At 69.0% G+C, this 26,645-nt stretch carries 26 protein-coding genes; 4 read left to right on the top strand and 22 right to left on the bottom strand.

Going from position 1 to position 26,645, the window contains the following annotated elements:
• Positions 1–7: 7 nt before the first annotated feature.
• The 10 genes from tatC to ACFY1J_RS18705 form a co-directional block, all read right to left on the bottom strand.
• Entirely contained in the window at positions 8–958 is a 951-nt protein-coding gene (gene tatC, locus ACFY1J_RS18750; protein ID WP_390710967.1) for a twin-arginine translocase subunit TatC, read from the bottom strand.
• 47 nt (positions 959–1,005) lie between these two features.
• Complete coding sequence (gene tatA / locus ACFY1J_RS18745; RefSeq protein ID WP_390710968.1) at positions 1,006–1,284, bottom strand: Sec-independent protein translocase subunit TatA; 279 nt, start codon at positions 1,282–1,284, stop codon at positions 1,006–1,008.
• Positions 1,285–1,565: 281 nt separating this feature from the next.
• Positions 1,566–1,760: a hypothetical protein gene (locus ACFY1J_RS18740; RefSeq protein ID WP_390710969.1), complete on the bottom strand. Its 195-nt coding sequence runs from the start codon at positions 1,758–1,760 to the stop codon at positions 1,566–1,568.
• Positions 1,761–1,780: 20 nt separating this feature from the next.
• Entirely contained in the window at positions 1,781–2,074 is a 294-nt protein-coding gene (locus ACFY1J_RS18735) for a hypothetical protein (RefSeq protein ID WP_390710970.1), read from the bottom strand.
• A gap of 93 nt (positions 2,075–2,167) precedes the next feature.
• Positions 2,168–3,172 carry a helix-turn-helix transcriptional regulator gene (locus ACFY1J_RS18730; protein ID WP_390710971.1) on the bottom strand — a complete coding sequence of 335 codons (1,005 nt, stop codon included), beginning with the start codon at positions 3,170–3,172 and terminating at the stop codon, positions 2,168–2,170.
• Positions 3,173–3,191: 19 nt separating this feature from the next.
• On the bottom strand, positions 3,192–4,169 hold the full coding sequence (locus ACFY1J_RS18725) for a helix-turn-helix transcriptional regulator (RefSeq protein WP_390710972.1): 978 nt from the start codon (positions 4,167–4,169) through the stop codon (positions 3,192–3,194).
• 129 nt (positions 4,170–4,298) lie between these two features.
• Positions 4,299–4,670: an FKBP-type peptidyl-prolyl cis-trans isomerase gene (locus ACFY1J_RS18720; protein ID WP_030835713.1), complete on the bottom strand. Its 372-nt coding sequence runs from the start codon at positions 4,668–4,670 to the stop codon at positions 4,299–4,301.
• A gap of 93 nt (positions 4,671–4,763) precedes the next feature.
• On the bottom strand, positions 4,764–5,765 hold the full coding sequence (locus ACFY1J_RS18715; protein WP_390710973.1) for an FKBP-type peptidyl-prolyl cis-trans isomerase: 1,002 nt from the start codon (positions 5,763–5,765) through the stop codon (positions 4,764–4,766).
• 144 nt (positions 5,766–5,909) lie between these two features.
• Positions 5,910–7,271 (bottom strand): Pup--protein ligase, encoded by a 1,362-nt coding sequence (gene pafA, locus ACFY1J_RS18710; protein ID WP_217550317.1) that lies wholly within the window; start codon positions 7,269–7,271, stop codon positions 5,910–5,912.
• 9 nt (positions 7,272–7,280) lie between these two features.
• Positions 7,281–8,540: an MFS transporter gene (locus ACFY1J_RS18705; RefSeq protein ID WP_390710974.1), complete on the bottom strand. Its 1,260-nt coding sequence runs from the start codon at positions 8,538–8,540 to the stop codon at positions 7,281–7,283.
• Between the two features lie 110 nt (positions 8,541–8,650).
• Between ACFY1J_RS18705 and ACFY1J_RS18700 the strand changes: the two genes are divergently transcribed.
• The gene (locus ACFY1J_RS18700) at positions 8,651–9,667 is read left to right on the top strand and encodes a LacI family DNA-binding transcriptional regulator (protein WP_390710975.1); all 1,017 of its coding nucleotides are present in this window, start codon (positions 8,651–8,653) and stop codon (positions 9,665–9,667) included.
• Positions 9,668–9,763: 96 nt separating this feature from the next.
• On the opposite strand, the gene prcA is transcribed toward ACFY1J_RS18700, so the two are convergent.
• From prcA to arc, 6 genes are all read right to left on the bottom strand, one after another.
• Entirely contained in the window at positions 9,764–10,501 is a 738-nt protein-coding gene (gene prcA, locus ACFY1J_RS18695) for a proteasome subunit alpha (RefSeq protein WP_263206871.1), read from the bottom strand.
• Positions 10,502–10,561: 60 nt separating this feature from the next.
• On the bottom strand, positions 10,562–11,407 hold the full coding sequence (prcB, locus tag ACFY1J_RS18690; RefSeq protein WP_390710976.1) for a proteasome subunit beta: 846 nt from the start codon (positions 11,405–11,407) through the stop codon (positions 10,562–10,564).
• Complete coding sequence (locus ACFY1J_RS18685) at positions 11,359–11,964, bottom strand: endonuclease VII domain-containing protein (protein ID WP_390710977.1); 606 nt, start codon at positions 11,962–11,964, stop codon at positions 11,359–11,361. Before ACFY1J_RS18685 ends, prcB begins: the two co-directional genes overlap by 49 nt.
• Before the next feature lie 50 nt (positions 11,965–12,014).
• Positions 12,015–12,233 (bottom strand): ubiquitin-like protein Pup, encoded by a 219-nt coding sequence (locus ACFY1J_RS18680; RefSeq protein WP_181794039.1) that lies wholly within the window; start codon positions 12,231–12,233, stop codon positions 12,015–12,017.
• Between the two features lie 189 nt (positions 12,234–12,422).
• Positions 12,423–13,934 (bottom strand): depupylase/deamidase Dop, encoded by a 1,512-nt coding sequence (gene dop, locus ACFY1J_RS18675; protein ID WP_390710978.1) that lies wholly within the window; start codon positions 13,932–13,934, stop codon positions 12,423–12,425.
• Positions 13,935–14,167: 233 nt separating this feature from the next.
• A complete protein-coding gene (gene arc / locus ACFY1J_RS18670; RefSeq protein WP_390710979.1) occupies positions 14,168–15,934 on the bottom strand; it encodes a proteasome ATPase in 1,767 nt (588 codons plus the stop codon).
• 243 nt (positions 15,935–16,177) lie between these two features.
• Between arc and ACFY1J_RS18665 the strand changes: the two genes are divergently transcribed.
• Positions 16,178–16,483 (top strand): ferredoxin, encoded by a 306-nt coding sequence (locus tag ACFY1J_RS18665; protein WP_390710980.1) that lies wholly within the window; start codon positions 16,178–16,180, stop codon positions 16,481–16,483.
• 92 nt (positions 16,484–16,575) lie between these two features.
• Here ACFY1J_RS18665 and ACFY1J_RS18660 read toward each other — a convergent pair whose 3' ends face one another.
• From ACFY1J_RS18660 to ACFY1J_RS18650, 3 genes are all read right to left on the bottom strand, one after another.
• Complete coding sequence (locus ACFY1J_RS18660; protein WP_390710981.1) at positions 16,576–17,157, bottom strand: hypothetical protein; 582 nt, start codon at positions 17,155–17,157, stop codon at positions 16,576–16,578.
• 267 nt (positions 17,158–17,424) lie between these two features.
• Entirely contained in the window at positions 17,425–18,327 is a 903-nt protein-coding gene (locus ACFY1J_RS18655) for a tRNA (adenine-N1)-methyltransferase (RefSeq protein ID WP_316754934.1), read from the bottom strand.
• A gap of 97 nt (positions 18,328–18,424) precedes the next feature.
• Complete coding sequence (locus ACFY1J_RS18650) at positions 18,425–19,948, bottom strand: site-2 protease family protein (RefSeq protein ID WP_390731542.1); 1,524 nt, start codon at positions 19,946–19,948, stop codon at positions 18,425–18,427.
• A gap of 177 nt (positions 19,949–20,125) precedes the next feature.
• Here ACFY1J_RS18650 and ACFY1J_RS18645 point away from each other — a divergent pair, with 177 nt between their 5' ends.
• Both ACFY1J_RS18645 and ACFY1J_RS18640 read left to right on the top strand, forming a co-directional pair.
• The gene (locus ACFY1J_RS18645; RefSeq protein WP_390710983.1) at positions 20,126–21,055 is read left to right on the top strand and encodes a RecB family exonuclease; all 930 of its coding nucleotides are present in this window, start codon (positions 20,126–20,128) and stop codon (positions 21,053–21,055) included.
• Positions 21,056–21,135: 80 nt separating this feature from the next.
• On the top strand, positions 21,136–21,807 hold the full coding sequence (locus tag ACFY1J_RS18640) for a response regulator transcription factor (protein ID WP_316754929.1): 672 nt from the start codon (positions 21,136–21,138) through the stop codon (positions 21,805–21,807).
• Positions 21,808–21,925: 118 nt separating this feature from the next.
• On the opposite strand, the gene ACFY1J_RS18635 is transcribed toward ACFY1J_RS18640, so the two are convergent.
• From ACFY1J_RS18635 to ACFY1J_RS18625, 3 genes are all read right to left on the bottom strand, one after another.
• Positions 21,926–23,506, bottom strand: coding sequence for an ABC transporter substrate-binding protein (locus ACFY1J_RS18635; RefSeq protein ID WP_390711034.1), 1,581 nt, complete (start codon positions 23,504–23,506; stop codon positions 21,926–21,928).
• A 121-nt stretch (positions 23,507–23,627) separates the two neighbouring features.
• A complete protein-coding gene (locus ACFY1J_RS18630; RefSeq protein ID WP_390731541.1) occupies positions 23,628–25,232 on the bottom strand; it encodes an ABC transporter substrate-binding protein in 1,605 nt (534 codons plus the stop codon).
• A gap of 420 nt (positions 25,233–25,652) precedes the next feature.
• Positions 25,653–26,354: an HAD family hydrolase gene (locus tag ACFY1J_RS18625; protein WP_390710985.1), complete on the bottom strand. Its 702-nt coding sequence runs from the start codon at positions 26,352–26,354 to the stop codon at positions 25,653–25,655.
• Positions 26,355–26,645: the final 291 nt, after the last annotated feature.

Raw genomic sequence — 26,645 nt, 5'->3', positions numbered from 1 at the left:
CCTCGGGTCAGGTCACGTCGTCGTAGCCGTTGACCCGGTCCGGACCGGACTGCTCGGGCAGTGTCCGGCCGGCGGAGACGGTCTCGACCTCGCCGACGTCCTCGGGGGTGAGATCCAGGTCGGAGGCCTCGTCGTCGTCGGGGCCCTCTGCCTCGCGGCGGCGCTTGCGCTTGTCGTTCATCAGCGAGAAGGCGACCGCGCCGAAGTACAGCACCCAGATCGGTCCGGCGAGCGCCAGCATGGACAGCGGGTCGGTGCTCGGCGTGGCCACGGCGGCGAAGATCGTGATGCCCAGGATCATCCCGCGCCACCAGCCGAGCATCCGCCTGCCGGTGATGATGCCGGTGAGATTGAGCATCACCAGGAGCAGCGGCAGCTCGAAGGAGAGACCGAAGACGATCACCATGCGGGTGACCAGCTGCAGCAGGTCGTCGAGCGGCAGCAGGTTGTCCACCCCGTGCGGGGTGAAGGTGATGAGCACCTTCGCGGTGGTCGGCAGGACCTTGTACGCGAAGAACGCGCCGCCGAAGAAGAGCGGGACGCCGGTACCGACGAACGCGTAGGCGTACTTCTTCTCGTGCTTGTGCAGACCGGGCGCGACGAAGGCCCACAGCTGGTACAGCCAGATCGGCGAGGCGAACACCACACCGGCCATCAGGGAGACCTGCAGGGCCAGCGTGAAGGGCGCGAGCAGACCGTTGATCGTGATCTGTGCGCACGGGTGAGAGCTGGCCTTGGACTTGGCCAGCTGCTCGAAGGTCTCCCCGCACCCGACCGAGTCGAGGACCGGTCTGGTGAGGAAGTTGATGATGTCGTTGTAGAAGAAGGCGGCGACCACCGTGATGATGACGATGGCCAGCATCGCTTTCGCGAGCCGGTTGCGGAGCTCACGAAGGTGATCCGCGAGAGGCATCCGCCCCTCGGGATCCTTCTCCTGTTTGCGGGCAGACTTGGGCAACCCACGTCCTCATCTCGTGCGGCGGGCCGGGGGCTACCGGCCCTGCGTCAGCGCTGGGTGGTGTCCGTCGGCTCGTTGACCGGCCGCGAGCTGGTCACGTCGCCGGGAGCCGCCTGGATGGTGCGCTGCGCCGCGGGCTGCTCGTTGGTGGTGGGCGCCTCGGCGGAGGCGTTGCCCTCTTCCTTCATCGCCTTGGCCTCGCTCTTGAGGATGCGCGCGGACTTGCCGAGCGAGCGGGCCATGTCCGGAAGCTTCTTCGCGCCGAACAGCAGGATGATGACGACGAGGATGAGAATGATCTCGGGAGCTCCGAGCCTTCCGAACATAAGTCTTTACCTTCTCACCGAGGCGGCTGGGTGGGTGCTGTCCGATCCGTCGGACATGTGTCCGAGTGATCGTGCTGACAGCGATCGTAACGCTCAGGGGTAAACGTCAGGCAATCCCCGTGCGTACTCCCGGTCAGCGGTACGGGCCTCGTTCTCCGCGCCGCGATCAGCAGCGTACCTGCCGGGGTGGGCAGCATGACAGGGCGAAGTGACGCAAAACGCTTGCGGCTCAGTACTCACAGGCTTGCGGCGCAGTACTCACAGTGCGTCGACAGGGGCAGTCACAGTGAGTCGACGGTGCCGGCCGCGCTCACGGCCGCCCGCTCCAGGTCCTCGGCCGCCCGGCTGATACGGCGCGCCGAGTCCGCGACCTGCGCTCCCAGGCGCCGCGCCTCCAGGAAGACCCGGACGGCGAGCACGCCGAGGACGGCGAGACCCACGAAACCCACAGCTATCGCGAACATCGGCCAGAACATGAGGGCGAGCCTAACCCCCGTCACACCGTCGAGTGCAGCCGCAGCGTCTTGACCCCGCCCCCGGTCAGCAGTTCGACGATGCGTTCTCCCGCGGGCTTGCGGACCGAGACCCCGCAGTCCGGGCAGGTGAAGGAGTAGAAGGTCGTACGGCTGGTGGCGCCGATGGCGAGGCGCAGGGCGCCCGCGGAGAGTTCGAACCTGCCCCGGCAGTCCGGGCAGCCCGCCCTGAACACCACGGGGACCACTCTCTTCATCCCCGCGAAAGCGGCCGCGACCGTCATTTCCCTGGCACCGGACACCGGAGACTCGCTCAAAGCTCTCGCTCCTCTTTCTCTGGTCGTTCGCCTCTGGGACGCCACAGCCGGCGTCGGCCGCGACGGCGGTCCCGGCCGCCGCGTCGCAGCCGGTCAGCCGGCTCCGTGCGCCGCCTCCAGCCCGTCGTACGCGGCCAGCGCCTCGCGGGCCGCCTGCCGGGCGCTGTCGGCGAGCTCGGGCGGCGAGACGATCCGGCCGTCACGGCCCAGGCGCAGCGCCAGTCGTCTGAGCGACGCCGGGTCGGGGGTGCGCAGAGTAATACGCAGCCCGCCGTCGGGAAGCTCATCGGCGCTGTCGTGGGGGTAGTACTCGGCGACCCAGCGGCCGCCCGGGGCGACCTCGACGACGACCTCCGGGTCCTCGGCGGCCGGCTGGACCAGCGCCTCCGACAGATCGCGCAGCTCGATCTCCGGCGGCGCGGACGGCTCGTCCAGGATCCTGATCTCGGCGACCCGGTCGAGCCGGAAGGTGCGGCGCGCCTCGGAGCGGCGGCACCAGGCCTCCACATAGGTGTGCCCGACGCTGACCAGGCGGATGGGGTCGATCTCGCGCTCGGTGACCTCGTCACGGGCGGGCGAGTAGTAGCGGATCCACAGCCGGCGGCGCTCGGAGATCGCCCGGTCGACGTCGGCGAAGACACCGCCCTCGGACTCGAAGGTCACCGACAGGCGCGCGCTGGCGCCCGCCGCCTCACCGGCCGACGCCTCGACCTTGGCCGTCGCCCGCAGCAGGGCCTGCCGGTCGCCCTCGCGCAGACCCGGCAGGGTCGCCACCGCCCGGGCGGCCACCAGCAGCGCGGTCGCCTCGTCGGCGGCCAGTCTGAGCGGCTCGGCGGCCTCCGCCCCGAGGGCGGCGGGGTTGTGCCACCAGATGCGCTCACCGTCGGTGTCGATGTCGAGCAGGTCGCCGCCGCGGAAGCTGGTGCCGCACATGGGCAGCACGTCGAGGTCGGAGACCAGCTCGTCCTCGGTGATGCCGAAGGCGCGCGCGACGTCCGCGACCCGGGCGCCGGGGCGCTCCCGCAGATAGGTCACCAGGGAGAGCATCCGCCGGGTCTGGTCGATGGCGTTCACGGCCCTGACCGGTTTGCCTGCCACTGTCTTGCTCCGCTCCCCCTCAGCCCTTGGCCACGGCACGCAGCCGGTCCACCACGTCCGCGCGCAGCTCGGCCGGCTCCAGCACCACCACGTCCGGCCCGAACTCCACCAGCCAGGCGTCCAGCCCGTGCCCGTACGGAATCTCCAACTCGTCCCACCCGTCACCGAGTTCCCGCACCGCGGTGGCTTTCGCCCGAAGGGGGTACCCCGAACCCGAGCGCAGCCGGATCAGCGCGGAGCGGTCGGCCGTCTCGCCGGCCCAGCTCGCGACGGTCTCGCGCACCGTGACGACGTCCGGCACCGGCGCCGTGAAGCCGGTGCCCCGGGAGCGGACCCTGCCGGGGATCCGGGACAGCCTGAAGACCCGCTCGGCGCCCCGGTCGCGGTCCCAGCCCGCCAGATACCAGTGGCCGCGCCAGCACTCCAGGGCCCACGGCTCCACATGCCGGGTCTCCGGATGGGCGGCGTTGGCCTTGCGGTAGTCGAAGACCACCGGGCGGCGGTCGCGGCAGGCCAGCATCAACGGCTCGAAGGCGGCCTCGTGCACCGGGATGCGCGGCTCCAGGGCGCCATGGGCCTCGTACGGGTCGACGCCCTCGGGCAACCCGGCCGCGCGCAGCTTCTGCAGGGCGCCGCTGGCCGCACCCGCGAGCCGGGCCTGCTGCCACACCTTGGCGGCCAGCCCCAGCGCGGCGGCCTCCTCGGCGTCCAGGGTGATGGGCGGGAGGCGGTTGCTGTCGCGGCGGGCCAGATAGCCGACCTCGCCGTCCAGGTTCTCGACGGTCTCGATGACCAGGCCCAGCTCGCGCAGGTCGTCCTTGTCCCGCTCGAACATGCGGTTGAAGGAGTCGTCGCTGCCCGCCGCGCCCTTCTCCGGCCTGGAGGCCTCGACATACGCCTCGATGGAATCGCGCAGCTCACGCTTGCTGAGCGGCCGCCGCGTCCCCAGCAGACACAGCGCCAGGTTCATCAGCCGCTCGGCCTTGGCAATGGCCATCGACGCCCTTCGCCTCCCTATGGTGCTTATGATCGACGACCGTACCGCTCCACAGTGGCGCGGCAAAAGCCGAGGGCCCATGCCGAGTCAGGCATGGGCCCCAGATGATCGACTCCGATCGGACGACGATCAGACCCCGAGCAGGTCCACGACGAAGATCAGCGTCTCACCGGGCTTGATCGCCGGCGTCGGGCTCTGGTTGCCGTAGGCGAGGTGGGCCGGGATGGTCAGCTGGCGACGGCCGCCGACCTTCATGCCCTGCACGCCCTGGTCCCAGCCCTTGATGACGCGCCCCCCGCCCAGCGGGAAGCGGAACGGGGTACCCCGGTTCCAGCTGGCGTCGAACTCCTCGCCGGTGCTGAAGGCGACACCCACGTAGTGGACGGTGACGGTCTGACCCGCCTGCGCCACCTCGCCGTCGCCCTCCCAGATGTCCTTGATCTCAAGGTCCGCCGGGGGCTCGCCGCCCGGGAAGTCGATCTCGGGCTTGTCGATGCTCACGTCTCTAGCTCCTGCTTGTGTACGACACGGAACGCGAACAGTCTTTCATCTCCGCCCGGGTCCTGCCCGCGACGGCAGGCCTCGCCCGCGCCGCTACATCGCCGCGAGGATGTCCACGGAGAACACCAGGGTGGCCCCCTTCTTGACGACACCGCCGGCCGGCGGGTTGTCGCCGTACGCCAGGTCCGGCGGGACGACGATCATCACCCGGCTGCCCACCTTCTTGCCGGTCACGCCCTGTGCCAGACCGTCGACGACCTGCTTCATCTGCTCCACCGAGAACTGGCTCAGCCGTCCCGAGTCGTACGTCTGCTGGAACGTCTGGCCGCCGTCCCAGACCACGCCCTTGAACTGGCACAGGATCGTCTGGTCCGCCTTGACCTCGGCGCCGTCGCCCTCCAGGACGTAGTTCGACACCAGCTTCTTCGGCGGGTCCGTCTTGGGGATGTCGATCGAGGGAGCCTTGCCGTCGGTGTTGGTACCCACCTTCGGCAGGGCCGCGTCGCTCTGCGCGACCGGCTTGCCCTGGGACGAGCTCTTCGAGTTGAAGGAGTCCAGCACGTCGACGACGAACACCAGCGTGTCCGTGCCCTTGATGCCCGCCTGGGAATTGCCCGACTTGCCGTAGCCCCACGTCGGCGGCACCGCCATCTCGACCCGGCTGCCGACCTTCTTGCCGGTCAGCGCGTACCGCCAGCCGTCGATCACGCTGCCCTGCGCGAGCTGGATGACGATCGGCCGGTTGCGGTCGTAGGAGTTGTCGAAGACCTTCCCCGAGGACCAGATCTGGCCGAGGTAGTTCGCCTGGATGAAGTCGTTCTCCGCGACCGGCTTCCCGGAGCCCGCGATCACCGTCTTCACCGCGAGGTTCGCCGACGGCTCCCCCGGCCCCTTGGCGACCGTCGGCTTCTCGTTGAACTTGGTGCCCGCCGTGATGGCCGGCAGCGGGCCCTCCACGATCTTCGGCGGTGGTACGGATGCCGAGGGCGACGGCGACGCGCTCGCCTTGCTGGAGTCGGACTTGTCGTCACCGCATCCGGCGAGCGTGACCAGTCCTGCGGGCAGGGCGGCAAGGAGAAGTGAGCGTCGGCGCACGGTCGTGACCTCGTAATCGGTCGATCTTGTTGATGGCGTGCGCGCAACTCTACGGTGTGACAGGGGCGCCGTACGGAAACGTACGGCGCCCGTGTGGCGTTCCGGCACTCTTGTGCAGGAAACGCTCCGCTCACGTCATACCGATCACATTCCGGCGATCAGCTTCTCCACCCGGTCGTCCACCGAACGGAACGGGTCCTTGCACAACACCGTGCGCTGTGCCTGGTCGTTCAGCTTCAGATGTACCCAGTCGACCGTGAAGTCCCGGCGCTGTTCCTGCGCGCGCCGGATGAAATCGCCGCGCAGCCGCGCCCGAGTGGTCTGCGGGGGCACCGACTTGCCCTCGAAGATCTTCAAGTCATTGCAGATCCGGGCGGCTTGACCGCGTTTCTCCAGCAGGTAGTACAGGCCACGACGACGGTGGATGTCGTGGTACGCGAGGTCTATCTGCGCGACCCGCGGATGCGACATCGTCATATTGTGCTTGGCCCGGTACCGCTCGATGAGTTTGTACTTCATCACCCAGTCGATCTCGGTGCCGATCCGGTCCAGGTCCTCCGCCTCGATGGCGTCCAGTGTGCGGCCCCACAGCTCCAGGACCTGCTCGACCGTGCCGGTGCGGATCCCACGGCGCTCACAGAAGTCCACGGCCTTCTCGTAGTACTCCCGCTGCACCTCGAGCGCCGAGGCCTCCCGGCCGCTGGCCAGGCGCACCTTGCGCCGGCCCGTGATGTCGTGGCTGACCTCGCGGATCGCCCGGATCGGGTTCTCCAGGGTCAGATCCCGCATCACCGTGCCCGCCTCGATCATGCGCAGCACCAGGTCCGTCGCGCCGACCTTCAGCAGCATCGTCGTCTCGGACATGTTCGAGTCGCCCACGATGACATGCAGCCGGCGGTAGCGCTCCGCGTCCGCGTGCGGCTCGTCCCGGGTGTTGATGATGGGCCGGGAACGGGTCGTCGCCGAGGAGACGCCCTCCCAGATGTGCTCCGCCCGCTGGCTCACGCAGTACACCGCACCGCGCGGCGTCTGCAGCACCTTGCCCGCGCCGCACAGCAGCTGCCGGGTCACCAGGAACGGAATGAGGATGTCGGCGAGCCGGGAGAACTCCCCGTGCCGCGCCACCAGATAGTTCTCGTGACAACCGTAGGAGTTGCCCGCCGAGTCCGTGTTGTTCTTGAAAAGGTAGACGTCGCCCGCGATTCCCTCCTCGTGCAGGCGTCGTTCCGCGTCCACCAGAAGCCCTTCGAGAATGCGCTCTCCGGCCTTGTCGTGGGTGACCAGTTCGGTCACATTGTCACATTCGGGTGTCGCGTATTCCGGATGTGACCCCACGTCGAGATAGAGCCGGGCGCCGTTCCGCAGAAAGACATTGCTGCTACGACCCCATGACACGACACGGCGGAAGAGGTACCGCGCCACCTCGTCAGGCGACAGGCGGCGCTGTCCCCTGAACGTGCACGTGACGCCGTACTCGTTCTCCAGCCCGAAAATGCGGCGGTCCATGACTGAACATTACGCCCGATCCCCTGAGCTGAAACGGGGTTCGGCAGCACGATTTGGATCATTTTCCGATGAAGCCGCAACCACCGCACCCCCAGCGGGAGCTGCGAGGACCCGCCCGGTGGCCAGCAGAACCAGCAACGACACGGCCCCCGCCGCACCCGGCACCGCGAAGCCCCACAGCGCGCCACCCGACTGGACCACCGGGCCCGCCACGCCCGTTCCCACCGACGCGCCCACCGTGAACGTCGTCACGAGCCAGGAGAACGCCTCGGTGACCGTACCGCTCGGCGCGTGCCGGTCCACGATCACGAACGCGCAGGCGATGGCCGGCGCCAGGAAGACTCCCGCGACCACCGTGAGCAGCACCATCGCCACCGCGCCCGGCATCAGCATCAGCGGCAGGTAACACACCGCCAGAAGCCCCACCAGGACCCTGAGTCGCCGCTCCGGCGCACCGGCCCACCGCCGCGCCCCGTACACGGACCCGCCCAGCAACGCGCCCAGCCCCAGCGCCGCCATCAGCCAGCCGTACACCGCATCACCGCCGTGGTCGTCCGCGTACGGCACGGAGGCCACCGTGATGGAGCCCATCGCGATGCCCACGAACAGGAACGAGCCCAGCAGCGCCAGCAGCCCGGGCGACCTGAGCGCGCCCAGCCAGTGCGCCTCGCGCGGCGCCGAACGCCATGCGCGCGAAGGCGGCGAGACGACCACGGAGAGCGCCCCCAGCACGCCGACGACGCTCAGGACGAGCAGCGCGGCCCGCTCCGACCACAGCGACACGCACAGCGTCACGAGCAACGGCCCGACGGTGTACATCACTTCCTGGGCCACCGCGTCCATGGCGTACGCCGTGTGCACCTGCCCCTCCCGGCGCAGCACCGAGGGCCACAGGGCACGCAGCCCGCCCTCCAGGGGCGGAGTGAACAGACCCGCGGCCGCGACCGTGGCGTACGCCGCGGGCAGCGGGTCGGTGCCGGCGAAGGCGAAGGCGGTCATCGAGAGGGCCGACAGGACCGCGGCGGGAAACTGCACGCGCGGCTGCCCGTACAGGTCCACCAGACGCCCCAGCACCGGCTGTCCCACGGCGTTGGCCACTCCGTACACGGCCGCCAGGGCGCCGGCGAGGCTGTAGGTGCCGCCCTGCGCGCGGACGAACAGCACCATCGCGATCGCCGCCGTGGCGTTCGGCAGCCGGCCCACCAGCGTGCCCACCAGCAGCCGGGCCGCGTGCCTCGCCCTGAGGATCTCCAGGTATCCCGCGGCCATGCCCCACCCTCACGTTTTACGTATAACTTCCACTGTCATACGTACCATGTGCGCTGTTCGGGCGTCCAGACGACGAACAGCACGGGACCCTACGAAGGAGCACATCCACGGTGTCACGCAGCAGCACGCGCCCGACAAGCCGTGACGTGGCACAGGCCGCCGGGGTCTCCCAGGCCGCCGTCTCGCTCGTGCTCGGCGACAAATGGCGCGGCCGCGTCTCCGAAGCCACCGCCGAACGCGTCCGCGAGGCCGCACGCGAACTCGGCTACCGGCCCAACCTCGCCGCCCGCAACCTGCGCCTGGGCCGCACCCGCACCGTCCTCCTCGTCGTCCCGGCCCTCACCACCGAATTCTTCGCCGGCGTCTACACCGGCGCCGCCAGAGTCGCCGCCCAGCACGGCTTCGGCGTCGTCCTCTACCCCTCCCCCGAAGGCATCGGCCCCGCCCGCGACCCCTTCGCCTCCGCACAGGCCGCCCTCGACGGCGTCATCGCCTCCTCCATGGCTGCCGACGCCCTCACCGCCATCCGCGGCGACCAGCTCCCCCTCGTCATGCTCGACAGCGACCCGGAAGGCAGCCTCGGCGCCGCCACCGTCAACCTCGACATCACCGACGGCGTCCGCCAGGTCGCCGACCACCTCCTGGGCCTCGGCCACCGCCGCTTCCTCCACCTCGCCGCCGACATCGCCTCCTGGACCTTCGAGGTACGCGCGCGCGAACTGGCGGCACGCGTCCGCACCGTCCCCGGCACGGACGTCCGCACCATCCACGCGCCCATCTCGATCGAGGGCGCCCTCGCCGCCACGGAGGCCGCCCTGACCCGGCCCGGACCCCGGCCCACCGCCCTCGTGTGCGACGACGACAAACTGGCAGCCGGCGCCTACAAGGCACTGCGCCGCCGAGGCCTGCGCATCCCCGACGACATCTCCGTCACCGGCCTCGACGACCTCGCCCTCGCCACCGCCATCGACCCCGAGCTCACCACCGTGCGCCTCGACGCGGAAACCTTCGGCGAACGCGGCATGCAGGCCCTCCTGGCCGTCCTGGAGGGCCGCGACCCCGCCGGCGGCGACATCCCGGTGGAACTGGTCGTACGGGGCTCCACGGCGCCGCCACGGGACGCCTGAGGCCCGCCGCTCACCCCTCGGTCCCGCCCGCCATGACGACCGCGCCCCGGCCGATGACAACCGGCCGGGGCACGCGGGGCGAGGTGAGACGCGGAGCTACTCCTCCTCGGAGCTCTCCGCCTCCGTGGCCGCACCGTCCGCCTCCAGCAGGCGCGACAGCTGACGGCCGACGATGCGCTTGAACTTGCGCTGCTGCGGACGCGTCCGGTCCAGCACCGCGACCTCCAGGCGCTCCGCGGGAATCTCCCGCTCACTGCCGTTCGTGTCGCGGGACAGGGCCTGCACGGCCAGCTTCAGCGCCTCGGCCAGACTCATACCGTCCTGGTGACGCTGATCGAGAAAACTGCTGATCTGCTCGGCGTTACCGCCCACCGCGACCGAACCGTGCTCGTCCACGATCGACCCGTCGTGCGGCAGCCGGTAGATCTGGTCACCCTCCGGCGTCTCCCCGACCTCGGCCACGACCAGCTCCACCTCGTACGGCTTCTCGGCCGCACTGGAGAAGATCGTGCCCAGCGTCTGGGCGTACACATTGGCCAGACCGCGGGCGGTCACATCGTCCCGGTCGTAGGTGTAACCCCGCAGATCGGCATAGCGGACACCGCCGATGCGCAGGTTCTCGTACTCGTTGTACTTGCCGGCGGCCGCGAAGCCGATCCGGTCGTAGATCTCGCTGAACTTGTGCAGCGCGCGGGACGGGTTCTCACCGACGAAGACAATGCCGTCGGCGTACTGCAGCACGACCAGGCTGCGGCCACGGGCGATGCCCTTGCGGGCGTACTCCGCCCGGTCGGCCATGGCCTGCTGGGGTGAGACATAGAACGGCGTCGACACCGGTTATCCATCCCTTTCTGTCGAAGTCACTGGACCACCTTCACAAGACCGGGCGCCGGGCTAGAGCAGAGCGGCCCGCGGGCCGTCCGGCTCCTCCAGACGCCGCGCCAGCACCGCACGGGCGACCTCGGAGGACTCGTCCTCGGTCAGCCGGCGGAAACCGTCCTCGGTGATCACGGTGACGATCGGGTAGATCCGGCGGGCGACATCGGGACCACCGGTCGCCGAGTCGTCGTCTGCCGCGTCGTACAGGGCCTGCACCACGAGCGTAGTCGCCTGGTCCTCGGTCAGATCCTCACGGAACAGCTTCTTCATCGCACCGCGCGCGAAGATCGAGCCCGAGCCGGTGGCGGCGAAGTTGTGCTCCTCGGAGCGGCCGCCCGTCACGTCGTAGGAGAAGATCCGCCCCTTGACCCGGTCCACGTCGAACCCGGCGAACAGCGGCACCACGGCCAGGCCCTGCATCGCCATGCCGAGGTTGGACCGGATCATCGTCGACAGCCGGTTCGCCTTGCCCTCCAGCGACAGCTGCGCGCCTTCGACCTTCTCGAAGTGCTCCAGCTCCAGCTGGAAGAGCTTGACCATCTCGACGGCCAGACCGGCGGTGCCGGCGATACCGACCGCCGAGTACTCGTCGGCCGGGAACACCTTCTCGATGTCCCGCTGGGCGATGACGTTGCCCATGGTGGCCCGGCGGTCACCGGCGAGCACCACGCCCCCGGGGAACGTCACGGCCACGATGGTCGTGCCGTGCGGCGCCTCGATCACACCCTGCGTGGGCGGCAGCTGCCGCTTGCCGGGCAGCAGCTCGGGCTGGTGCTCGGAGAGAAAGTCCATGAACGAAGAGGACCCTGGCGTCAGGAAGGCAGCTGGTAGACGCCCGGTGCTACGAGTGTTGGCTTCCACGCGATTCCTTCCACGTATGCGGCAGCCCGCCTTATGACGTCGGGCCGATCCTTGAACTGCCCCAGCGCGGCGTTGCAGCTGAAGCACAGTACGCCACGGACCCTACCCGTCTCATGGCAGTGATCCACATGCACAGGCAGAGCCGACAAACATATGCAGCAGACGCTTCCTTGAGAGGTGATCAGTTCGTCGCGCTCGGCTTCGGTGATGCCGTACTGGCGCTTCAGATGGTCCTGTCGTCCACGCGCTGCCCGGCACGCCTTGCAGCGGGTGGACAGACCATCGGAAGCGGTCGCGTTGCGATGCCATTCGCTGTGCGGCTTGACCTCGCCGCATGTCCGGCAGAGTTTGTGCCCGACCGGGACATCCGCTTGCTCCCGGACAGGCTTGCCTATGGCCTCCCGACGGCGCCGGTAGTGCGCGGCGCCGTACTCTGCCACGCACTCCCGGCAGTGGACCTGAAGGCCGTCACGCCGATTCTTGTCCCGCGCAAATGCGCTGAGCGGCAGGTCTCGCTCGCATTTCCTGCAGTGCTTCGCATTCGTCTCGCCAGCCACCCCAACCCTCCGCACCCTTCAATTCGAAGGTAAAAGTGGCCCAGCGACCTTTACTGTCCACCTTTCTGCACGAAGGACCGCACGAAATCCTCGGCGTTTTCCTCGAGTACGTCGTCAATCTCGTCCAGGACGGAGTCCACGTCATCGCTCAGCTTCTCGTGCCGCTCCTTGAGGTCGTCGGAAGCCTGCGCGTCCTGCGCCTGCTCCTCGACCTCCTCCGTGGAGCGCGTCGCCTTCTGCTGGCCGCCGCCGGTGTCCTTGGTCGCCATAACCCTCACCCCGCTCAGTTCGCCCGACATGGTCGACAGGTCGGCATTCCTGCCGATCGGTGATGATCAGACCCTACAAGCCGGGTCCGACATCGGCCCCGCAGTTTCTCCAACGTACGGGGGCCACCTCGATGATTCCCGGGCGCCGGGATTTCCACCCCGCGCGCCCGATGCGGTCCGCGTGTCCGGTCAGCCGCCGGAAAGGACCCTGACCAGGTCTTCTGCGGTGCGGCAGCGGTCCAGGAGCTCCTTGACGTGATTTCGCGTTCCGCGAAGCGGTTCGAGGGTTGGGACGCGCTGGAGGCTGTCGCGGCCGGGGAGGTCGAAGATGACCGAGTCCCAGGAGGCCGCGGCGACGTCGTCCGCGTACTGCTCCAGGCAGCGGCCGCGGAAGTAGGCCCGGGTGTCCTCCGGAGGGCTCGTACGGGCCCGCTCGACGTCGGCCTCGTCCAGGAGCCGCTTGATGCGTCCACGGGCCACCAGGCGGTTGTAGAGGCCCTTCTCGGCCCGTACGTCCGCGTACTGCAGGTCGACGAGGTGCAGCCGGGCGGCGTCCCAGTCGAGGCCGTCGCGGCGGCGGTAGCCCTCCATGAGCTCCCGCTTGGCCACCCAGTCCAGCTCCCCCGCGAGGCTCATGGGGTCGTTCTCCAGGCGGTTCAGGGTGTCCTCCCAGCGGGTGAGGACGTCCTTGGTCTGTTCGTCGGCGTCGGCGCCGAAGCGGTCCTCGACGTACTTGCGCGACAGCTCGAAGTACTCCATCTGCAGCTGGACCGCGGTGAGTGTCCGGCCGCTGCGGAGCGTGACGAGACGCTTGAGGGTCGGGTCGTGGGAGACCTGGTGCAGGGTCCGTACGGGCTGGTCCACGGCGAGGTCGACCGCGATGAAGCCGTCCTCGATCATGGAGAGGACCAGGGCCGTCGTGCCGAGCTTCAGGTAGGTGGAGATCTCGGAGAGGTTCGCGTCGCCGATGATCACATGGAGGCGGCGGTACTTCTCCGCGTCGGCGTGGGGCTCGTCGCGGGTGTTGATGATCGGCCGTTTGAGGGTCGTCTCCAGGCCCACCTCGACCTCGAAGTAGTCGGCGCGCTGGCTGAGCTGGAAGCCGTGCTCGTGGCCGTCCTGGCCGATGCCGACGCGGCCCGCTCCGGCGAAGACCTGACGGGAGACGAAGAAGGGCGTGAGGTGGCGCACGATGTCCGAGAAGGGGGTCTCCCGCTTCATCAGGTAGTTCTCGTGCGTGCCGTAGGAGGCGCCCTTGTTGTCGGTGTTGTTCTTGTAGAGGTGGATGGGCTGGGCGCCGGGCAGCTGGGCGGCGCGTTCCGCGGCCTCGGCCATGATCCGCTCGCCGGCCTTGTCCCAGAGGACGGCGTCGCGGGGGTTGGTGACCTCGGGGGCGCTGTATTCGGGGTGTGCGTGGTCGACGTAGAGGCGGGCGCCGTTGGTGAGGATCACATTGGCGAGTCCGATGTCCTCGTCGGTGAGCTGGCTGGCGTCGGCGGCCTCGCGGGCGAGGTCGAAGCCTCGGGCGTCCCGCAGCGGGTTCTCCTCCTCGAAGTCCCAGCGGGCCCGGCGGGCCCGGTGCATCGCCGCCGCGTAGGCGTTGACGATCTGGGATGAGGTGAGCATGGCATTGGCGTTGGGGTGGCCGGGGACGGAGATCCCGTACTCCGTCTCGATGCCCATTACTCGCCGTACGGTCATGCGGCCCTCCTTGCCCGGCGGCACCCTCGGTCGTGGACGCCGCTCAAGTACCGCTGGCGCTCCGGTGCGTGTGCGGTGCCCGTCCCCGCACTGCGCGACTCGGCGGTAGGAAAGAGCCTAGAACGCCTTTGCGCTGGTGGGGAGATCATTTGCGTCATTGCCTGCTCCAGCCGTGGCCCGAAAAACAGTCGGCTGCGGGTACCCGGTGAGGGCACCCGCAGCCGCCCTGTCTTTTACAGGTACTGACCGGTGTTCGCCACCGTGTCGATGGAGCGTCCGGTGTCCGCGCCCTGCTTTCCGGTGATGAGGGTACGGATGTAGACGATCCGTTCGCCCTTCTTTCCGGAGATCCGGGCCCAGTCGTCGGGGTTGGTGGTGTTGGGCAGGTCCTCGTTCTCCTTGAACTCGTCCACGCAGGCCTGGAGCAGGTGGGAGACGCGGAGACCCTTCTGGTTGTGTTCGAGGAATTCCTTGATCGCCATTTTCTTGGCGCGTCCGACAATGTTTTCGATCATGGCGCCGGAGTTGAAGTCCTTGAAGTAGAGGACTTCCTTGTCACCGTTGGCGTAGGTGACCTCCAGGAAGCGGTTTTCCTCGGATTCGGCGTACATGTGCTCGACCGCGGTCTGGATCATGCTCTGGACCGTGGTGGACTTGTCGCCGCCGTGCTCACCGAGGTCGTCCGCGTGCAGCGGGAGGCGCTCGGTGAGGTACTTCCCGAAGATGTCCTTGGCCGCTTCGGCGTCCGGACGCTCGATCTTGATCTTCACGTCGAGGCGGCCGGGGCGCAGGATGGCGGGGTCGATCATGTCCTCGCGGTTGGAGGCGCCGATGACGACCACGTTCTCCAGGCCCTCGACACCGTCGATCTCGGCGAGCAGCTGGGGGACGATGGTGTTCTCCACGTCCGAGCTGACGCCGGAGCCACGGGTGCGGAACAGGGACTCCATCTCGTCGAAGAAGACGATGACGGGTGTGCCCTCGCTCGCCTTCTCGCGTGCCCGCTGGAAGACGAGGCGGATCTGCCGCTCGGTCTCGCCGACGTACTTGTTCAGGAGCTCGGGGCCCTTGATGTTGAGGAAGAAGCTCTTGCCGGCGGCCTGGCCGGTCACCTCGGCGACCTTCTTGGCCAGCGAGTTGGCCACGGCCTTGGCGATGAGTGTCTTTCCGCATCCGGGAGGCCCGTACAGGAGGACGCCCTTCGGCGGCCGCAGTTCGTGCTCCTTGAACAGGTCGGGGTAGAGGTAGGGGAGCTCGACGGCGTCGCGGATGGCCTCGATCTGGTTGCCGAGGCCGCCGATCTGCTCGTAGCCGATGTCGGGGACCTCTTCGAGGACGAGTTCCTCGACCTCGCTCTTGGGGACGACCTCGTAGACGTAGCCGGAGCGGGGTTCGAGCAGGAGGGCGTCGCCGGGGCGGATGGTGACGTCCAGCAGCGGCTCGGCGAGCCGTACCACCCGTTCCTCGTCGGTGTGCCCGAGCACCAGGGCGCGCTCGCCGTCCTCGAGGATCTCCTTGAGGGTGACGATGTCCCCGACACGCTCGTACTCCATGGCCTCGACCACGTTGAGCGCCTCGTTGAGCATGACTTCCTGGCCGCGCCTGAGGTCGTCGAGGTCGACGCTGGGGCTGACGTTCACCCGGAGCTTGCGGCCCCCGGTGAAGATGTCGGCCGTGCCGTCCTCGTTCGCCGTCAGGAAGACGCCGAAGCCGGCCGGAGGCTGCGCGAGCCTGTCGACCTCTTCCTTGAGGGCCACGATCTGGTCTCGGGCCTCGCGGAGCGTGTTGGCGAGTCGCTCGTTCTGGGCGGACACGCCGGCCAGGTTCGTCTGCAGCTCGACGATCCGCTCTTCGAGAATCCTCGTGTGTCGCGGAGAGTCGGCGAGCTTGCGTCGCAGGACGGCGATCTCCTGCTCAAGGTAGGCGATCTGCCCGGCCGGGTCGTCGGACCCTCGTCCCGGGCGGATGCCGCGGTTCATGTCGTCGTCGTGGGCTGCCACGGTCCTCACCTCCTCCAAGGGGAGCTGGACGCTTCCAGACCCTACCTGGGTGGGTGTCGATTGAAACCCCTAGATCACAAAGACTGTCAAGGAGTGTCCGATCTTCACCCTTGCGCTCTCCCTCACGCCAGGGGAATACCCACCGAACATGATTGGGAAGCCGCCGGAGGTAGGCTCCAAGGGTTCAACACCCGTCAGAGCTGGCCGGATTCCCGTCGGCTCGGCGCAGATACGTCAGGAGAGATGACCGTGCAGCAGGCGACCCGAAGCGGCGGCGAGGCGCTGGAGGTCTGGATCGACCAGGACCTGTGTACGGGCGACGGAATCTGCGCCCAGTACGCGCCGGAAGTGTTCGAGCTGGACATCGACGGGCTGGCCTATGTGAAGGGCGCGGACGACGAGCTGCTGCAGGCCAAGGGGGCAGTCACCGCGGTGCCGTTGCCGCTTTTGACGGACGTGGTGGACTCGGCGAAGGAGTGCCCCGGCGAGTGCATTCATGTGCGTCGGGTTTCGGACAAGGTGGAGATCTACGGACCCGACGCGGAGTGAGCCTGCAGCCACTCACCGTGATCATTGTCTGATTTCTCACACGCCCTGGGATCCCAGGGCGTGTTTCGTGTGTCCGGCGCGCGCGCCGGAGCTCACACGCTGTGGGCGCCGGCGGGTGTGGAGCGGACGAACGCGCCGTCCTTCCACTGCCACTTGGCTCCCGTCCTGACGTCGGGGCAGCAACTGGGCACGTCGGCCGAGGAGTAGCCGAGCAGGGTCGCGGTGACGGCTCCGGTGCGGACGGTGAAGTCCGTGACGGTGAGCCGGTCCTTGGGGTCGACGAGGGTGGCGACGACGCGGGGCCGTTGGGCGCCGGCGGCCTGGGTGAGGACGTAGACGCCGTCGGGCGGGGTGCCCATGGGGGCGTCGCAGTGGACCACCGCGACCGTTTCGGGCCGGCCGTCGCCGTCGAGGTCTCCGGCGGCCTTCTTCTGGATCTTCACTTTCACCGGACCGCATTTGAGGGGGAAGTCGACGCCCTCGGTGCTGGGCGGCGCGGCGGCCGCGGGGGCGGACTTCGTCCCGGTGCCGGGGTCGGGCTGGGCGGCCTTGGCCGAGCCGGGCTGCAGCACGGAGGAGAGGGCCACGACGCCGGCGACAGCGGCCGCGGTGGTGACCCAGTGGATGGGGCGGGCGTGAGTGTGAGCCAGTTCCGGGACGGCGGATTGCTGCACTAGGAGTGTCTCCTGTGGTGGCTGTGCCGGTGGGGGTGGGGGTGGCCAGCATGGTGCCACACGTCACACCGTGGGGGAACGGCGGGGTCCGGGATTTCGGCAGGCTGTGCGGTTTGTGGGCGGCGAAGGCCCGGGAATCCTGGTGCTCTGTCAACGCGCGGGCGCCGTGGCGGAGTTCCGAAGCGGTCCTGGGAACTCGGCCACGGCGCCCGTGCGTTGCTCTGGCGAAAGGCGACGAAGGTGGCAGGAAGGCGACAAAGCGGCGCCTCAGCGACCGGCGCCTCCGTCGGCGTTGGGGCCTGCGTAGTCCTCGCCGTAGGCGCCCTTGGCGGGGCGGCGGCGGCGCATGGGCGGCTCGACGCCGTCGGCGAGGCGGCGGGCGGTGAGGAGGAAGCCGGTGTGGCCGATCATCCGGTGGTCGGGGCGGACGGCCAGGCCCTCGATGTGCCAGTTGCGGATCATCGTCTCCCAGGAGGTCGGCTCGTTGAAGCAGCCGATCTCGCGGATGGACTCGACGGTCCGGGCGAGCTGGGTGGTGGTGGCGACGTAACAGCACAGGATGCCGCCGGGCACGAGTGCCTTGGAGACGGCCTCCAGGCACTCCCAGGGGGCGAGCATGTCGAGGATGACGCGGTCGACGTCGGTGTCGGACAGGTTGTCCTGGAGGTCGCCGACGGTGAGCTGCCAGGCCGGGTGCGGGCCGCCGAAGTAGCGCTCGACGTTCTGCCGGGCGATGTCGGCGAAGTCCTCGCGGCGCTCGTAGGAGTGCAGCATGCCCTGGTCGCCGATGGCCCGCAGCAGGAAGCTGCTGAGCGAGCCGGAGCCGACGCCGGCCTCCACGACGCGGGCGCCGGGGAAGATGTCGGCGAAGGCGAGGATCTGTCCCGCGTCCTTCGGGTAGACGACGGCTGCCCCGCGGGGCATGGACAGGACGTAGTCGGGGAGCAGGGGGCGCAGCGCGAGGTAGGCGACGTTTCCGGTGGTGCGGACAACGCTGCCCTCGGGAGCGCCGATCAGCTCGTCGTGGGGGAAGGAGCCCTTGTGGGTGTGGAAGTTCTTCCCGGCTTCGAGCGTGAACGTGTAGTGGCGGCCCTTGGGGTCGGTCAGCTGTACCTGGTCCCCGACCTTGAAGGGCCCGCGCCTGCGGGCGGCACCGGTCGGTTCGGACATGTGAACAGCCTACCGGTCCCCACGGGCGGCTCGGACCAACACAAGAGGTGGGCGGGCCGACGGTGCGGGCGAACGGTGCGGGCCGGCCGCGGCCGCGTCACGCGGGTCTTGCCATGGCCTTGACGAAGGCGCGCTCGACGTCGGCGGCGGAGAGCACTCCGTAGATCTCCCCGGTCTCCTCGACGACGAGGTACTCGGTGGCCGGGGTGGCGCGCAGGGCGTCGAGGAGTTCCTCCCCGGAGAGCTCGGCGGAGACGCGCATGCCTTCGGTGAGTTCCTGGGCGAGACCGCCGACGGAGACCCAGGGGCGGCGGTGTTCGGGTACGCCGACGATGGCGGCCTCGCGGACGAGCGAGAGGGGGTTGCCGTCGGCGTCGACGACCACGAGGGCGCGGGCACCGGCCGCGTTGGCCCGGCGCAGGGCCTCCGAGAGCGGGGTGTCGGTCTGCACGGGGACGGCCCGGCGGGTGAGGTTGCGGGCGCGCAGCTCGGGGAGGTGTTCGCGCAGGCGGGCCATGCGGAGGCTGTTGCCGGCGCCGGTCCAGATGATCGCGGCGAGGATGGCGGCGAGCAGGGCGTCGGTGACCGTGTCCATGCCGTTGATCTCCTCGTTGCCGGAGCCGAGGGCGCCGGACTGGTTGAGGAGGGGCAGGCCGATCAGGACGGAGATGGCGAGGGCGCGGCCGACCCAGGCGGCGGCGACGGTGCCGCTCATGGGCTTGCCGGTGATTTTCCAGACGACGGCGCGGAGCATACGGCCGCCGTCGAGGGGGAGGCCGGGCAGCAGGTTGAAGGCGGCGACGATGAGGTTGGAGATCATCAGGCCGGCCAGCAGGACACCGGGGACGGTGCCGGGTCGCACGGGCTGCATGGCGAGGTAGAACACCCCGGCGAGCACGAGCGAGAGCAGCGGGCCGACGAAGGCCAGCACGAACTCCCGGCCCGGTGTCTCGGCCTCCTTCTCGATCTCGGAGACGCCGCCGAAGAACTGGAGCTGGATGCGGCGGACCGGGAGCTTGAAGCGGATGGCGGCGACGGTGTGGGCGAGCTCGTGGACCAGGACGGAGGCGTAGAAGGCGACCGCGAAGAAGAGGGACACGAGGTAGCGGGCGGCGCCGAGCTCCGGCAGCACGCGGTCCAGCTGTCCGCCGAACACCCAGGTGATCAGGGCGGCGACCAGGAACCAGCTGGGTGCCACGTAGACGGGCACTCCGAAGGGCCGTCCCATGAGCAGCCCGCCGCCGGGTTCCTTGGGTCGCACCGGCGGCTGCCCCTTGGCGATCCCGGCGGCGGCGTGGGACCGGTCGGGGTGCTTGTCGAAGCCGGGGGCGGGGTCGGGTTCCGGGTGGCCGGCGGGGGTGGTGCCGGGGGCCGGGGTGTCACCCGTGTCCTGCTCGCCGCCCGGGGCCGAGGCCTTGTCCTCGGCTTCCGCGGGAGTGGTCGGCTCCGGCTTCGGCTCGGGGCGGGTGGGGCTGTCGGCGCCGTCCGCGGTGGGCGGTTGCGCGGCGGCGTCGGGCTGCGGCCCGGGGGGCTCGGTGGCCGGGGTCGTAGGAACTGTGGGGTGTTCGGTCGGCTTTTCGTTGCCGGGCCGCGGCTGCCCGCTCCCGCCGCTCACGTCCACGGTGTCCCCTCGTTCGAAGCGTCTTCCGCACCATCCGGGCGGAAGGGTCTGGGGTCGATGGTATGCGGCCGTCGTGACTCGTTCCGCCCCGGCACCCCCTGTGTTTGCCCGGCGGCAGTACGGGACCGCGGCCCGCGGGTGGGTGACTGTCAGTGGCGGGCCGTATGGTCTGTGGTCATGGACAGCAGCATCGAGGGCGCAGAGGCGGTTCCACCGGTCGTGACCGAGCCGGTGGCGGCGGAGACCGAGGCTGCGGCGGCGGCCGCTGCGCGGCCCGTGGTCATAGCGCCCGCTTCGCTGTCTCCCTCGCGGGCCAGTGACTTCATGCAGTGCCCGCTGCTGTACCGGTTCCGGGTGATCGACCGGCTGCCGGAGAAGCCGAGCGAGGCGGCGACCAGGGGCACCTTGGTGCACGCGGTCCTTGAGCGGCTCTTCGACGCACCCGCCGCCGAGCGGACCGCGCCCAGGGCGAAGTCGCTGATCCCGGGACAGTGGGACCGGCTGCGGGAGACGAAGCCCGAGGTGCTGGAGCTGTTCGCGGAGGATCCGGAGGGCGAGCGGCTCGCGCGCTGGATGGGCGAGGCCGAGCGGCTCGTGGAGCGGTGGTTCACGCTGGAGGACCCGACCCGGCTGGAGCCCGCCGAGCGCGAGCTGTTCGTGGAGGCCGAGCTGGAGTCGGGGCTGCGGCTGCGCGGGATCATCGACCGGGTCGATGTGGCGCCGACGGGTGAGGTGCGGATCGTCGACTACAAGACGGGCAAGGCGCCCCGGCCCGAATACGCCGAGGGTGCGCTGTTCCAGATGAAGTTCTACGCGCTGGTCGTGTGGCGGCTGAAGAACGTGATCCCGCGGCGGCTGCAGCTCGTCTACCTCGGCAGTGGTGATGTGCTGACGTACGACCCGGTCCTCGCCGACCTGGAGCGCGTCGAGCGGAAGCTGCTCGCGCTGTGGGAGGCGATCCGGCAGGCCACCGAGACGGGTGAGTGGCGGCCGCGTCCGACCAAGCTGTGCGGCTGGTGCGACCACCAGGCGCACTGCCCGGAGTTCGGCGGCACTCCCCCGCCGTATCCGCTGCCGGTCACCGCGGCCGGGTCCGGCGAGGTGTGAGCCTTCGGGGCCGTGCCCCGGACGCGAGCCGATGAGCCCGCGCAGGGCAGAATGGGGCCGGACTAGCGAAGGAGACTCACGTGGCCATCCGCGTCCTACTGGTCGACGACCAGCCGCTGCTGCGTACGGGCTTCCGGATGATCCTGGAGGCCGAGCAGGACATCGCGGTCGTCGGCGAGGCCGGAGACGGCCTCCAGGCGCTCGACCAGGTGCGGGCCCTGCAGCCCGATGTGGTTCTGATGGACATTCGCATGCCGCGGATGGACGGTGTGGAGGCGACCCGGCAGATCACCGGGCCGGGCCGGGACGGGCCGGCGAAGGTGCTCGTGCTGACCACCTTCGACCTGGACGAGTACGTGGTGGAGGCGCTGCGGGCCGGGGCCAGCGGGTTCCTGCTGAAGGACGCGCCCGCCAATGAGCTGGTGCAGGCGATCCGGGTGGTGGCCGACGGTGAGGCCATGCTCGCGCCGAGCATCACGCGGCGGCTGCTCGACAAGTACGCCACTCATCTGCCGTCGGGTGACGAGCCGGTGCCGGACACGCTGCACACACTCACCGACCGTGAGGTGGAGGTGCTGAAGCTGGTGGCGCGTGGGCTGTCGAACGCCGAGATCGCCGCGGACCTGTTCGTCAGCGAGACGACGGTCAAGACGCATGTCGGGCATGTGCTGACCAAGCTGGGGCTGCGGGACCGGGTGCAGGCGGCGGTGTACGCGTACGAGAGCGGTCTGGTGCGCCCCGGCGCGCAGTAGCAAGTAGCAGTAGCGGTAGGAGAAGGGCGGAGCAGCCCGTCGTGACGACGAGGGCGCCCCTTCCCCGGTGGAGAGATCCGCGGGGAAGGGGCGCCCTTCGTGCGTGTGCCGGGGGCCGTCAGCTCTTGCTGAGCTCCCAGAAGCGGAACACGGTCGAGGCGTCGAGGCAGTACTCCAGCCCGTAGACGCCGTCGCGGGTGACCGCGTACTGCTTGGCCTGCCAGACGGGGAGCACCGGGAGCTCGTCGGCGACGATGTTCTGGAGGCGGCCGAAGTCCCCGTCGGTGGCGGAGCGGTCGCTCTGGGCGGCGGTGCTCGGGATGAGGGAGCCGGTGATCGTGGGGTTGCGGTAGTTGTTGCTCAGCACGTTGCCCTTGCCGAAGAAGGGGGCCGTGAAGTTGTCGGCGTCCGGGTAGTCGGGCACCCAGCCCTTCACGTAGACGCCGTACTTGCCCTTGGCGATGTCCTTCTCGTACTGGTCGAAGGCGACGGACTTGACGTCGGCGTCGAACAGGCCGCTGGCGTTGAGCTGCCCGGCGATGGCCTTCAGCTCCTGGTCGGTGGCGGGGCCGTAGCGGGACGGGGTGGACCAGAGGGTGAGCTTCACCTTGCCGTTGATGCCGGCGGCGTGCAGGGCGGCGGCGGCCTTGGCCTGGGAGGGGCGGGCGCCGTAGGTGTCGAAGAAGGCCGTGTTGTGGCCCGCGATACCGGCCGGGATGATCGAGTAGAGCGGGGTGGCGGTGCCCTGGTAGACGTTCTTGATCAGGGCGTCGCGGTCGATCAGATGGGCGATGGCCTTGCGGACGCCGACCTTTCCGGCGACCGGGTCGTGCATGTTGAAGACCAGGTGCTGGACCTCGGCGCTGCTGCCCTCGATGACCTCGACGCCCTTGCTGTCGTCCTGCTTCTCGATGTCGGCGATGTCGCTCGCGGTCAGACCGCGGTAGGCGATGTCGACCTCGTCGTCGAGGAGGGCCTTCTTCAGGGCACTCTGGTCGCCGTGGAAGAACTTGAGGGTGACGCCGGAGTTCTTGATCTCGGCGGTGCCCTTGTAGTGGGAGTTGGGTGAGAAGACGGCTTCGTCGTCGCCGAAGGAGTCCAGCTTGTAGGGGCCGGAGCCGACGGCCTTGTCGTCCTTGCGGAGGCCGTTCGCGTCGTACTGCCGGTGGTCGACGATGGAGCCGGCACCGGAGGCGATCTTGCTGGGGAAGGTGGCGTCGGGGACGTTGAGCCGGAAGACGACGGTCTTCTCGTCCGGGGTCGCGACGCTCTCCAGCATCGGGAACATGATCGCGGGACCGGCCGAGTCGTTGATCTTCAGCATGCGGTCGAAGGAGAACTTGACGTCCTTCGAGGTGAGCGGGTCACCGTTGCTGAACTTGAGGCCGTCCTGGAGTGTGCACCGGTAGACCTTGGCCTGGCTGTCGGTGAAGGTGCACTCCTTCGCCGCTTCCGGCTGGGGCTCCACCGCGCCCTTGGGGAAGCTCAGCAGGGACTGGAAGACGTTGTTGAACAACAGCCAGGACCCGGGGTCATAACCGGAGGCGGGGTCCGTGGCGAGGACGTCGTCGGACATCCCCATCACCACGGAGGAGCCGGTTCCCCCGGAATCACCGGTCTCCGAGCCGCAGCCGGTCAACAGGCCGGAGGCCAGCCCCGCCACGATGGGAAGGACCGGCCACTGGTTGCGCTTGTTCACGTGCATGTGCCTTGTCGTCGGATCTCGTCCCCGGAGCCACCGTCCCGGACCCGGGGCACAAACCCGATTACCTTACCGCCCGTCGGCGCTATGCGTCCGACGGGCGGTAAGTGAGGGATCGTCAGCTGCCCGCTCCGCGGCTGAGCTCCCACAGCTGAAGCGTCGAGGACGAGTTGAGCGCGTAGGAGGTACCCGAGATGTCACTGCGCGCGGCGACGTACTGCTTGCCCTGCCACAGCGGCAGCACCGGAACGTCGGCGGCAACGATGTCCTGGATGTCCGTGAGGCTCTTGGAGGCGGTCAGCCGGTCGGCCTCGCGGCGGGACTCCGGGATCAGGGTGCCGCGGATCTTGTTGTTGGCGTACGGCGAGCCGAGGAAGTTGTCCTTGTCGAGGAACGGCGCCAAATAGTTGTCGGCGTCCGGGAAGTCGGGGAACCAACCCATGCCCCAGACGTCGTACGCGCCCTTGCGCGAAGCGGACTGGAACGTCGCCCACGGGGTGCCCTGGATGCGGACGTCGAACAGACCGCTGTCGTTGAGCTGCTTCTGCAGGATCTCGAACTCCTGCTTGGTGGCCGCACCGTAGTGGTCGGTGGTGTAGTGCAGGGTCAGCTTCACCGGGGTGGTGATGCCGGCCTGCGTCAGCAGGTCCTTCGCCTTGGTGACGCTGGGGTTGCCGTACTTGTTGAAGAACGAGTTGGAGTGGCCGGTCAAGGTGGCCGGGACCAGCGAGTACAGCGGCTCGGCCTGGGTGCCGTACACCTTGGAGACGAGCTCACCGCGGTTGATGACCTGGGCCATCGCCTCACGGACGGCCTTGTTCTTCACGGTGGGCGCGTTGGTGTTGAAGGCCAGGTAGCGGATCTCCAGGCCCGGCATGTCGACCAGGTCGGCATTCGCGTCGGTGCCGGCGTCGAGCTTCTTGATCTGCGACGGCGTCATCGTGCGGATCATGACGTCGATGTCACCCTTGTCGATGGCGGCGCCCATGGCGGCGGCATCCGTGAAGGAGCGCATCACGACCTCGTCGTTGCTCACCTGCAGGCTCCCCTTGTAGTTGGGGTTCTTGGCGAAGGTGGCGGTGACGATCTCATCGTTCTTGACGTCGGCCTGCAGGGTGTACGGGCCCGAGCCGTCGATGTCGAACCCGTCGCGCAGCTTGCCCTTGTCGTAGTCCGCGGGGTTGACGATGCCCGCGACCGGAGTGGACAGCTTGTAGGGGAAGGTGGCGTCGGCGGTCTTGAGGTGGAAGATCACCTCGCGGTCGCCCTGCGTCTCGATGGTGTCGATGTCGGACATCAGGGCGAACACACCACTGTCCGCCTTGATGCGCAGGGCACGCTCGATGGAGTACTTGACGTCCTCGGCCGTGATGGCGTCGCCGTTGGCGAACTTCAGGCCATCGCGGAGCTTGCAGGCATAGCGTTCGTTGCCGCTGTCGGTGAAGCCGCAGCTCTCTGCGGCCTCGGGCACCGGGTCGCCCTCGCCCTTGGGCTGGATCATCAGGGTCTGCACGGTCTGGCGCAGGATGTTCCAGGTGCCGACGTCGTACGCGTAGGCGGGGTCGAGCGGCGCCGGAGCGTCCTTGGTGGCGGTGAACCGATCCGTGGTGCCGACGACGATCGCGTCGCCGCTCTTGCTCCCGCTGTCCGATCCGCCGCACGCGGCGAGAACCGGCGTGAGCAGGCCGGCCAGGGCCGGCAGCACCAAATGCTTACGGTTCATGCTCGAAGTTCTCCAGCTCTTCGGGTCCGTGTACCCGGCATGCAGGGGTGTCGCGGCGGATCACGGGGGTAACGGCGATGTTCTCGCGATGAGATTAGTCCGCGCCCGCACGCGGGTTCACAGCCGCCGGAGTTGAGTCCCCATCACGCAGTGAAACCGGGTGCGGACACACCGAAAACCCGACAGAGGCATGATTAGTGCAGCGTTCCACCAATCGGGACACAAAGACGCGGTGATTCCCCCCGAACGGGGGTGTCCTGCACACCTCGACATCGATGTCGACCCCTGGGGACGTGGTGAACGTCACAGCTTCAACCAGGTTGAGTGCTGGCTGAATTCGGCCAAACGACTCGGTTCGAATTTCGCTGGGTCGGGGAAGGCGTCTTTTTACCCAATGGACTTTGCACGCTGGGTGAACGGCTAGCGCATTTGCGTCATCAGACCGTGCAGAAATGCCAGGTCGACCTCTTCGAGAGAGGTCACCACGGTGCGGCGGTCGGCGGGGGCGATGGGGGCCACGGACGGCACCGCGACGACCTGACAGCCGGCGGCCTCCGCCGCCGCGACGCCGGTCGCGGTGTCCTCGACGACGGCACATCTGGCCGGATCGACACCCAGCCCGGAGGCGGCGAGAAGGTACGGGTCCGGGTACGGCTTGGTGCGCGACACCTCGTCCCCGGCGATGGACAGGGCGAAGTGCTGGGCGCCGAGGGAGGCCAGCACGCGGTCGATGATGCGCCGGTGCGAGGCGGAGACCAGAGCCGTGGGGATCTCGTGCTCGTACAGCTCGGCGAGCAGCCTGGCGGCGCCCGGCATCAGGGGCAGGGCGCGGTCGATACGGTCCTCGAAGCCCTCGTTGAGCAGCACGCTCAGCTCGGCGAGGGTGATGTCGGCGCCGGTGGCCTCGATCAGGAAGCCCGCGCTGCGGGTCATGGGGCCGCCGACCACCACATGGCGCCAGGAGTCGTCGAGGGCGTGGCCGAGGCGCGCGAAGATCTCGACCTCCACGTCCCACCAGAAGCCCTCGGTGTCCACCAGGGTTCCGTCCATGTCGAGGAGCACGGCCTGGAGGGCTGAGCCTTCCGCCGTACGGGTTCCGAGCGCGGGGACCGTGCTGGTCATCCGGGCGCACCTCCTTGAGGGACGATCAGGCCGGTTCCCAGCGGGGAACCGGCCTGCGGTGGATCGACCAGTGTACGACTCCCGCAGGTGAAACGCCTGGTTTATCGCTAGGGCACGGGGGAATCCCCAGAAGCACCCCCTGGACGCCCGGGAGGCTTCAGCTATGCCCACGGGGGTGTTTTCGGCGGGGTGCACCGCCCTGCCGGGGGCACGCCCGGGTGGGCAACCACACACGGGCACCCGCCCGCCAGGGCACCACCCAGGACGCCCGAGGGCTCTTCGACGGGACAC

It is taken from the genome of Streptomyces sp. NPDC001406 (assembly GCF_042895285.1).
Lineage (GTDB): Bacteria > Actinomycetota > Actinomycetes > Streptomycetales > Streptomycetaceae > Streptomyces.
This window is presented reverse-complemented; position numbering and strand designations above follow the sequence as displayed.

Bases quoted from the DNA above. Each gene is read 5' to 3' on its own strand.
- ACFY1J_RS18740 (WP_390710969.1), bottom strand. From the start codon at position 1,760: ATGTTCTGGCCGATGTTCGCGATAGCTGTGGGTTTCGTGGGTCTCGCC.
- ACFY1J_RS18645 (WP_390710983.1), top strand. From the start codon at position 20,126: ATGGACAGCAGCATCGAGGGCGCAGAGGCGGTTCCACCGGTCGTGACC.
- ACFY1J_RS18665 (WP_390710980.1), top strand. From the start codon at position 16,178: ATGACCGTGCAGCAGGCGACCCGAAGCGGCGGCGAGGCGCTGGAGGTC.
- pafA (WP_217550317.1), bottom strand. From the start codon at position 7,271: ATGGACCGCCGCATTTTCGGGCTGGAGAACGAGTACGGCGTCACGTGC.
- ACFY1J_RS18725 (WP_390710972.1), bottom strand. From the start codon at position 4,169: ATGGCCATTGCCAAGGCCGAGCGGCTGATGAACCTGGCGCTGTGTCTG.
- dop (WP_390710978.1), bottom strand. From the start codon at position 13,934: ATGACCGTACGGCGAGTAATGGGCATCGAGACGGAGTACGGGATCTCC.
- ACFY1J_RS18680 (WP_181794039.1), bottom strand. From the start codon at position 12,233: ATGGCGACCAAGGACACCGGCGGCGGCCAGCAGAAGGCGACGCGCTCC.
- ACFY1J_RS18705 (WP_390710974.1), bottom strand. From the start codon at position 8,540: ATGGCCGCGGGATACCTGGAGATCCTCAGGGCGAGGCACGCGGCCCGG.
- tatA (WP_390710968.1), bottom strand. From the start codon at position 1,284: ATGTTCGGAAGGCTCGGAGCTCCCGAGATCATTCTCATCCTCGTCGTC.
- ACFY1J_RS18630 (WP_390731541.1), bottom strand. From the start codon at position 25,232: ATGAACCGTAAGCATTTGGTGCTGCCGGCCCTGGCCGGCCTGCTCACG.
- ACFY1J_RS18655 (WP_316754934.1), bottom strand. From the start codon at position 18,327: ATGTCCGAACCGACCGGTGCCGCCCGCAGGCGCGGGCCCTTCAAGGTC.
- ACFY1J_RS18625 (WP_390710985.1), bottom strand. From the start codon at position 26,354: ATGACCAGCACGGTCCCCGCGCTCGGAACCCGTACGGCGGAAGGCTCA.